This is a genomic window from Serratia sp. (in: enterobacteria) (genome assembly GCF_046715635.1).
Lineage (GTDB): Bacteria > Pseudomonadota > Gammaproteobacteria > Enterobacterales > Enterobacteriaceae > Chania.
Genome location: NZ_JBKJYW010000040.1, coordinates 1 through 8,084, shown reverse-complemented (window position 1 = coordinate 8,084; position 8,084 = coordinate 1). Strand labels below are relative to the sequence as shown.

The window sequence follows — 8,084 nt, the reverse complement described above, 5'->3', positions numbered from 1 at the left end:
CTTCCAGGCGATTTTCCCGGGCAGCACGGCCAAATAGCGGCACCTCAGGGTAGCGCGAGTAACGCCACTGGCGATCGGCAATTTTCACTACCACCGCTTTTTCTTGCTCTTCGACGGCGAACACACTGTCGTCAAACGACTGCGGATCCCCTTCGATCAGGTAGAGATCTTCCGGGCAATCTTCCAACCCTTCCAGCATCTCGCGCACCAGAGACAGATCCGGCACCACAATGGCGTGGCGCGACGGGCCGTACAGCGCAGAGAAGTACGGGGCATCGTCAATGGTGACATCGTCATAGATTTCCGACAGCAGCACGCCGCCAAAGCGCTCCGCCAGCGTCACCAGACGCTGATCTTCTGCCCCGCTCGGCTGGCTTAGGCGTTCAACCTGCGCTTCGATTTCACGTTTGCGGCTGGCTACTTCGTCGCGCTCAACGGTGGTTTCACGTTCGCGCTCCAGCAGTTGCTGCATGTATTCGGTAACCTGCTGGCTATCTTCGAAGGCTTCACCGCTCTGCTCGCTGAGCTGGGTCAGTGAATCCTGCGCGGCCAGCCAAATCGGTGCCCTGGCGGTCAGCTCTTTGATGCGCTGTTGGATCTGCTCCAGCTCCTGGCGCATTTCCATCCGGCGCTCACCGGCTTCACTGACGCTTTGCGACAGCGATTCCAAACGCTCTTCCAGCTCTTGCTGCAAGGCATCAAGTTCATCCGGCTGATAACTCTGCCCGTGACGTTTACAGAACTCCTGCAACAGACGTTCGGCATCCTGCTGCGAGCGCAGACGTTGCTCCAACTCGCTCAAACGCATCCGCAACGGCTGCACACGCTCAGCCTGATGTTGCTGCGAAGGCCAGTCACGCAATAGCTCGCGCGCGGTTTGCCAGGCTTCACTACGGCTGACTTCGCCCGCAATCTTACCCACCAGTTGATAGGCCTGCTCGAACTGGCTGTGAGCCGCATCCGCCACGCTGAGTTTTTGTTCCAACTGCAACAGAGACTCTGTCGCTTCCTGCTCACGTGCCTGGAAGGTATCCAGCCACTCTTCGGCATTTTCGGCGGTCAGTTCCGGCACCTGGCACAGCGCACGGGCGCGTTCAAGAGCCTGGAGTGCCTGTTGATATTGAATGGCGCGAGTTTGCTGCACGTCCAGCGCCTGCTGGTAATCGGCGAGCTGGCTTTTCAGCTCATCCACTTCCAGTTCTGCCGCTTCGGCACGCGCTTCGTTTTCCGCCTGCTGCTCGCCCGCTTCGGCGACAACCTCATTCTGCTCTTCCAGACGGTAGGTCAGCTCTTCCAGATCGCCTTCATAGCGTTCGATCTTTTCCTGCTGGCGCATTGCGGTCTGCACCAGATTAAGGTGATCGCTGGCAGCCTGATAATCGGTTTCCAGATCGGATTCGGCACCGCTTTGCTCAGCCAGTTCACGCGCCATTTCAACGTGGCGGAACTGCTCGGCGGCCAGCTGTTTGCGGCTGCTCAGCAGCTCGTTGCGCAATACCAGCGCCCCATCCAGATGGATACGCCGTTCATTGGCGTGGCGCATGTAGTCTGCGGCAACGTACGAAGTCGCTTCGGAGATCAGATGCTTGAACAGATCGCGGTCCGACTGGGTGACGCGGATGGCTTCGAGCGTCATACGGTTCTCGCGCAGCGCGGCTTCCATATCCTGGAACGCTTTACGCACGCCGCCGTTTTCCGGCAGCAGGTAATCACGCAAAGAACGGGTGATGGCACTGGAAATCCCGCCGTACAGCGAGGCTTCGATCAGGCGATAGAACTTGCTGCGGTCGGAAGAAGTTCGCAGGCGCTTGGGCAGCACCCCCAGATCAAACATCAGGGCGTGGTAATCGGTGATGGAGTTGAACTGCTTGAACTGCACCCCTTCCATCTCTTCAACACGCTCTTTCAGCTCTTGCAACGAAAGGACTCGTGCCTGACGCTCACCCACGGTCTCGGTCAGCAGTTCGGTCGGTTGCACCGCCGTTGGCAGCCCCTGAATGGTGAAAGGTTTGATATCGACCTTACGATCGCGCCCTGCAACCTGTTGCAGACGAACCCCGACCACCACACGCTGATGGCGCGAGTTGACTACGTCTAGCGTTGAATAGCAGACACCCGCACGCAATTTACCGTGCAGGCCTTTATCGCGTGAACCGCTGGTGGCACCGGCTTCGGTGGTGTTACGAAAGTGCAGCAGCGTCAGATCCGGGATCAGCGCCGTGACGAAGGCCGCCATGGTGGTGGACTTACCGGCCCCGTTACCGCCCGAAAGCGTGGTGACCAACTCATCCAGATCAAAGGTTCGGGCAAAGAAACCGTTCCAGTTAACCAGCGTCAGTGAGCGAAATTTACCGCGTTCAATCATTCCTGTTCATCCTCTGCACTGTCCGGGGTGGCATCTGCCTGCGCATCTTCCGCATCAACTTCATCGTTCAATGACAGGCTGTTTTCAACCGGCATCGCCTCACCGTCACGGATCATCCGCAACTGGGCTTCGCGCGGGTCGTCACCGCTACGCACATCGGCACCGAAGCGGAACACCGCCTCGGTAATGCGGAATTTGCTGTTGTCAGTGCCCATGAAATACACCATGCCAAGACGGCGCAGGCGATTGAGCGAGGAGCGCACTTTTTCGTGCAGCTTCTGACGATCGAGATCCGAACCGGTGGAACGCTGGTTGACGAACTTCAGCAGCTTGCTCTCATCCGCCAGGCTAAGCAGCTCATCGTACAGCTCCTGCTGGCTGAAAATGCCTTCATGCGCCAGGCGTTCGGGGCTCAGGTATAGATAGCACAGGATCTTGCCAACCATCATGTCCAACTCGGAAAGCACCGAGCGTGGAATGAGCGTGGTCGAGCGCGGGCGCAAATAGAAGAACCCTTCCGGCGCCCGGATCAGCTCGACGCTGTAACGGGTATAAAACTCTTCCAGCTCGTCTTGAAAATCCATCAGGAATGCGTGGTTGTCCAACTCATCGATACCGATGTGACGACCTGCGCGCAATTGGCTGTCCAACGCCGGAAACAGCGTGTTAGACAATGCCTTGGCCAGCTTGACTGGCATTACTTGTTCAATATTTGTCGATGACATGGGCCTGTACCTTGGCTCCGTAATCATTGATTGCCTGCCACTGTGCTGGCAACCCTGAAAAATCAGCTTCAGCCACACCAAGGCGCACTGCCTGGTCGACCACTATGCGGGCAACGTCAAAGTGACGCACACGCGGATATTGCGCCAGATAATCGCGCATCACTGCCCCTAAATCGAGCGGCATTTTTTGTTCCTGGTAAACCTTCAGTGCCTGTTCGATCATCGCTGCCAGCTGTTCGCGAATTTCGCTGAACTCTTCATATTCCAGATCTGGCGGCAGCTCCCCGGTGACCTCCTCACTACGCAACGCCAGCTCTTCGTCACGCATATCGAGCAGACGATCGGCGTTGGCATGGGTCAGCGTCCAAGGATTATCGAAGTAGTTTTGTACCGATTGGCGCAGGCGTTGGGCGAACACGCGGTTTTTATCCATATCGATGGCGGTACGGATAAACTTGTGCACGTGGCGGTCATAGCCGATCCACAGGTCAATCGCCTGTTGGCCCCAACTGATGATGCGATCCAGCTTGCTTTGCAAATCAAATACCAGCTTATCGACAAAGCCCAGCTCCATCTCGCCCAACGTGGCGTCCTGGATACGCAGCAGGTTGGCCTGGAGTTTATCACCTGCGGCCTCCAGCGTATCCTGTAGTTCACGCAAGGTACCGGAGGTTTCCGACAACAGCATCTCACAGCTGGAGATCGCCGCACGCCAATCCTGGTTGAGCAGCGCCGCGATATCGGTTTTTACGCTCTGTTGCTGTTCATCCATCAGGCGCTGGGTCAGATCGATACTGTCAAAGATCTCCGCTACCGAGTATTTCAGCGGAGCAAAGACGTTGCGGTGCCAATGGAAATCATCACCACCCTCTTCGGCGGCGTCTGCGGCACGCTTCAGCTCTTCCGCCACGATCGACAACTGCATGGAAAGGCGCAGGGTCGAAAACTCACGCTGGCGGATATAGTAATCGGTTATACCAATACCCAGCGGAGTCAGGCGATAGATGGCATTGCCGTCCGCCAACTCGCTGGTAAAACGGTTCAACAGGCGCTGGCGCACCATGTCGTTAATCGCATTGTTAGCGCGAATCGCCACCGTTTCATGCGTCTGTTCGAACCCTTTGCTGACATGGCGAAATGCATCAACCAGCTCACCTTCGCTCATCTCGCCGTCCAGCCGCTCACCATTTAACGTGGCGATAGCCAGCAAAAACGCAAGACGCTCAGTGGGGAGCGAAATAGAGAAATCATTTTTCCGTGCCCAGGCGACCAGTTCGGGTACTGTCTGGGAAAATTCACTCATAGTTCGTCCTTCAGGTTCGGTTTATGCGCCGAGACGTGAATATAGCGCCCCAAACTCACGTAAGGCTCTTGCCGACAATAAAGCTGTTCAAGCGCCAGTAACTCTTCAAATTTTTGGGTCTGTAGCTGCCTGCTTTGCAGATAATCATGGAAAACCCTCACGCCAGTTTTCCCTGAAATCTGCATGCCCATCTGCTCCAACCAGCCGTAGACCAGCGGTGGGCTGTGTGGATACTGCGGCGACAGCGAGCGCTTGCGACGCCGCCTGACCTCGGGATCCACCAGTTGGAAATTGCCCAACACCACATTACGCATTAACAAACCGTTGGCATTAAAGAACATCAGTGACAGTGCGCCGCCGGGCACCAGGCAATCAAACAACGCCTGTAATGCCACCTGGGGTTCGGCGATCCACTCCAAAACCGCATGGAACAATATCAGATCGACCGGTTGTGCCAAATGCTGACCAATCTCTTGCGCCGAACTTTGTATGAATTGCATGTTCTGGCTCACACCTTTCTGCTCGGCCAGCAACGCAGCGCGCTGGATCATCTCACCAGAAAGATCGCACAACAAGACCTGATGTCCTAATTCTGCCAGTTGGCAAGCCATATGGCCTTCGCCCCCACCAGCATCCAGAATGCGCAGCGGCCGCTGTGGCAACTGGGCCAGCAGCGCGGTCAGATCCTGCCAGACTACCGCCTGACGGATTTTACCCTTGGTGGTGCCGTAAATATTACGCGCAAACTTCTCGGCAATATCGTCAAAATTGCGATCCTGCATGGACAACGGCTCCGCTGATTTTATCTTGGCCGACGGCAAAGCGCCTGCCCATTCAAACCTGCTATTTTGGCACAGACTGGCTTAGAATAAATCTTCTTGCAGCATGAATGCGGCCAGATGTCGTTTTTTCGCCCAAAAGGACCTGATTTTTGATGTTATTTCACTTAAAAAAATTTATTGGCGGCCTGATGATGCCGCTCCCCGCTCTGCTGTTGTTAATGGGGCTGGCATTATTGCTGCTGTGGTTTACCCGTTGGCAGAAAAGCGGCAAAGTCATATTAAGCCTGAGCTGGCTGCTGCTGCTGCTGCTCAGCCTGCAACCGGTCGCCGATCGCCTGTTGAAACCGTTAGAATCCGGTTACCCGACCTATCGAGGCAACGGCCCGCTTGACTATATCGTGGTGCTGGGTGGCGGCTATACCTATAACCCAGACTGGGCCCCTAGCTCTAACCTGCTCAACAACAGCCTGCCACGGGTGACGGAAGGCGTCAGGCTATACCTGTCGCACCCAGGTAGCAAGATGGTCTTTACCGGCGGAAAAGGCGCGAAAACACGAAGCAGCGCGGCTACCGCAGCACTGGTGGCGGAAAGCCTGGGCGTACCTGCCAGCGACATCGTACTGGTGGATCGCCCGCGGGATACCGAACAGGAAGCCGCAGAAGTCGCCAAATTGGTGGGGCAACAGCCGTTTGCGCTGGTGACATCCGCCAATCACTTGCCGCGTGCCATGCGTTTCTTTCAGGCCCAGGGCCTACACCCAATCCCGGCTCCGGCCAATCAACTGGCCATTACCTCACCGCTGAATATCTGGGAGCGGGTGATGCCTTCCGCCATGTTCCTTGGACACAGCGAACGGGCAGCATACGAAACGCTGGGCAGCCTGTGGCAGCAGCTAAAAGGTGACGGTGAGGCCAGCAGCGATTAATGAGCTAGCCAGGGCCGTAGCTGTTGGGCGGCCTGATCGAACGCCGGGCGATCCAGCTTGCCGGTATGGATCATCCTGGCCACCGCTTCCCACACCACATAGAGCCAACGGCGAGACAAGAAAGACTCCGCCACCGGCGCACGCTGTAGATAGTGGAACAGCAGTTGATCCGGCATCCCCGCCTCACACAGCCTGAACAGCTCATATTCTCGTGGCGCCCACAGCATCATGCCTGGGTTGAGCATCGCCAGCAGTTGGTCGGTTTTGGCATCTTTCAGCATGCTACGCAAGCCCAGATTGCCATGCACCAGCACGCAAGGATCGTCAAAATCGGCAAAGAAGTCGATCAGCATTTCGCGCGTGCGGTACAGCAGACGGCGATCTGCCATGCTTAACAGCGGCGAGTTCATATTACCCAAGGTTGACCAAAGTACCTCGATACGCTGATGGTACCAGCTGCACCAATCATTCTCCTGCGTGCTGTCTACCGTGCCCACGCAGCCGTGGCTGTCGATACGGTGCCAGGCCAGCATGCCGTCGACAATCTGATCCATTAAGGCTTCCCACCGGCCCAAGGTTCTTGTTGGAGCCTCGACCGACACGCCACGCAGGCGTTCGATCAGCAAAATCTCTTTGTAGGGCGCTTGCCGGGTGTAGACCACGCCAAATACCGCTGGCAGACGAATGTCCCCTTCACGCGCCAACATGGATAGCTTATAAGCTTCCTGCTGGGCAATGCCCTCACAGACAAAGCTTTTCGCCATCAACGGGATCGCATGATCCTGGCGATCGTACAGCGAATACAGATGGGCATAAGGTTGTTCACTGACGCGTTCCAGGCGACCGACGGACTCCCCCAGCACAATACTCAATTCGGCACGCAGCTGCTCCATTGGGCAAAACCCTCCAGATTAAGGACAAGCACCGGTCATCATTGAACGGTGAGCGGAGAAATTCTTCAATGCAGATCAATAAAAGGGGTAAATCAGGAATTGAGATGGCCGGAGTCTCCGGCCAATAGAGGGTTCAACGCTTGATGCTGTCACGCACTCGTTGCAGGTCTTCTGGGGTATCGACACCGACGCTCGGAATGGCCTGCGCCACCGCGACGTGGATCTTTTCGCCGTACCATAGCACACGCAGCTGCTCCAGCAGTTCAATCTGTTCCAACTGGCTTGGCTGCCAACTGACGTAGCGGCGCACAAAACCGGCACGGTAGGCATAAATGCCGATATGCCGCAGCAGGCTATTACCAATACTCTCTTTTGACTGAGCAAAACGCTCGCGATCCCAAGGGATGGTGGCGCGTGAGAAATAGAGCGCATAGCCTTGCGCATCCATCACCACCTTGACCGCATTCGGGTTGAAGGCTTCTTCTGCGGTTTCAATCGGCACCGCCAGCGTGGCCATGCCTGCGCTGCTGGCCGCCAGGTTTTCTGCCACCTGACGCACGATAACCGGCGGGATCATCGGCTCATCGCCTTGCACATTGACAATGATTTCATCATCGGCAAAGGCACATTTTTCGATCACTTCCGCCAGGCGTTCGGTGCCGGAATGGTGATCCGGGCTGGTCATGCAAACTTCACCGCCAGCAGCCTCGACCGCTTTGGCCACCTCAGGGTGATCGGTGGCGACAATCACGCGGGAAGCCCCTGATTCACGGGCTCGTTCCATCACATGTACCACCATCGGCTTACCGTGGATATCCGCCAACGGTTTACCCGGCAAGCGGGTGGACGCGTAACGCGCAGGGATGATAGCGATAAAACTCATGCGTGCTTCTCGTCCAGTGGGATGGTGCGTGCTTCGTTTTCCAGCAATACCGGAATGCCATCACGCAATGGGTAGGCCAGGCCGTCCAGTTTGCAGACCAGTTCCTGATGTTCTTTGTTGAAATAGAGCTTACCGTTGCAAACCGGGCAGGCAATGATTTCGAGTAAACGGTGATCCATGCTTCCTCCAGGGGAAGATATGCTAACA

At 56.4% G+C, this 8,084-nt stretch carries 8 protein-coding genes; 1 reads left to right on the top strand and 7 read right to left on the bottom strand.

Features of this window, described 5'->3' with window-relative positions; genetic code table 11:
* The 4 genes from mukB to cmoM all read right to left on the bottom strand — a co-directional run.
* A partial coding sequence (mukB, locus tag ACLQ7H_RS02000) for a chromosome partition protein MukB (protein ID WP_411751221.1) occupies positions 1–2,365 on the bottom strand: 2,365 nt, incomplete at its 3' end.
* Positions 2,362–3,090, bottom strand: coding sequence for a chromosome partition protein MukE (gene mukE / locus ACLQ7H_RS01995; protein WP_411751220.1), 729 nt, complete (start codon positions 3,088–3,090; stop codon positions 2,362–2,364). The genes mukE and mukB, both read right to left, overlap by 4 nt.
* On the bottom strand, positions 3,071–4,393 hold the full coding sequence (mukF, locus tag ACLQ7H_RS01990; RefSeq protein ID WP_024484593.1) for a chromosome partition protein MukF: 1,323 nt from the start codon (positions 4,391–4,393) through the stop codon (positions 3,071–3,073). The genes mukE and mukF overlap by 20 nt, the downstream gene beginning before the upstream one ends.
* On the bottom strand, positions 4,390–5,175 hold the full coding sequence (gene cmoM / locus ACLQ7H_RS01985; RefSeq protein ID WP_411751219.1) for a tRNA uridine 5-oxyacetic acid(34) methyltransferase CmoM: 786 nt from the start codon (positions 5,173–5,175) through the stop codon (positions 4,390–4,392). The genes mukF and cmoM overlap by 4 nt, the downstream gene beginning before the upstream one ends.
* A gap of 152 nt (positions 5,176–5,327) precedes the next feature.
* On the opposite strand from cmoM, the gene elyC reads away from it, so the two are divergent.
* Positions 5,328–6,101 (top strand): envelope biogenesis factor ElyC, encoded by a 774-nt coding sequence (elyC, locus tag ACLQ7H_RS01980; RefSeq protein WP_411751218.1) that lies wholly within the window; start codon positions 5,328–5,330, stop codon positions 6,099–6,101.
* Here the strand turns inward: elyC and ACLQ7H_RS01975 are convergent.
* From ACLQ7H_RS01975 to ACLQ7H_RS01965, 3 genes are all read right to left on the bottom strand, one after another.
* Positions 6,098–6,994: a YcbJ family phosphotransferase gene (locus ACLQ7H_RS01975; protein WP_411751217.1), complete on the bottom strand. Its 897-nt coding sequence runs from the start codon at positions 6,992–6,994 to the stop codon at positions 6,098–6,100. The genes elyC and ACLQ7H_RS01975 overlap by 4 nt on opposite strands.
* 133 nt (positions 6,995–7,127) lie before the next feature.
* A complete protein-coding gene (gene kdsB / locus ACLQ7H_RS01970; RefSeq protein WP_411751216.1) occupies positions 7,128–7,877 on the bottom strand; it encodes a 3-deoxy-manno-octulosonate cytidylyltransferase in 750 nt (249 codons plus the stop codon).
* Positions 7,874–8,056 carry a Trm112 family protein gene (locus ACLQ7H_RS01965; RefSeq protein WP_021804911.1) on the bottom strand — a complete coding sequence of 61 codons (183 nt, stop codon included), beginning with the start codon at positions 8,054–8,056 and terminating at the stop codon, positions 7,874–7,876. The genes kdsB and ACLQ7H_RS01965 overlap by 4 nt, the downstream gene beginning before the upstream one ends.
* Positions 8,057–8,084 lie beyond the last annotated feature (28 nt).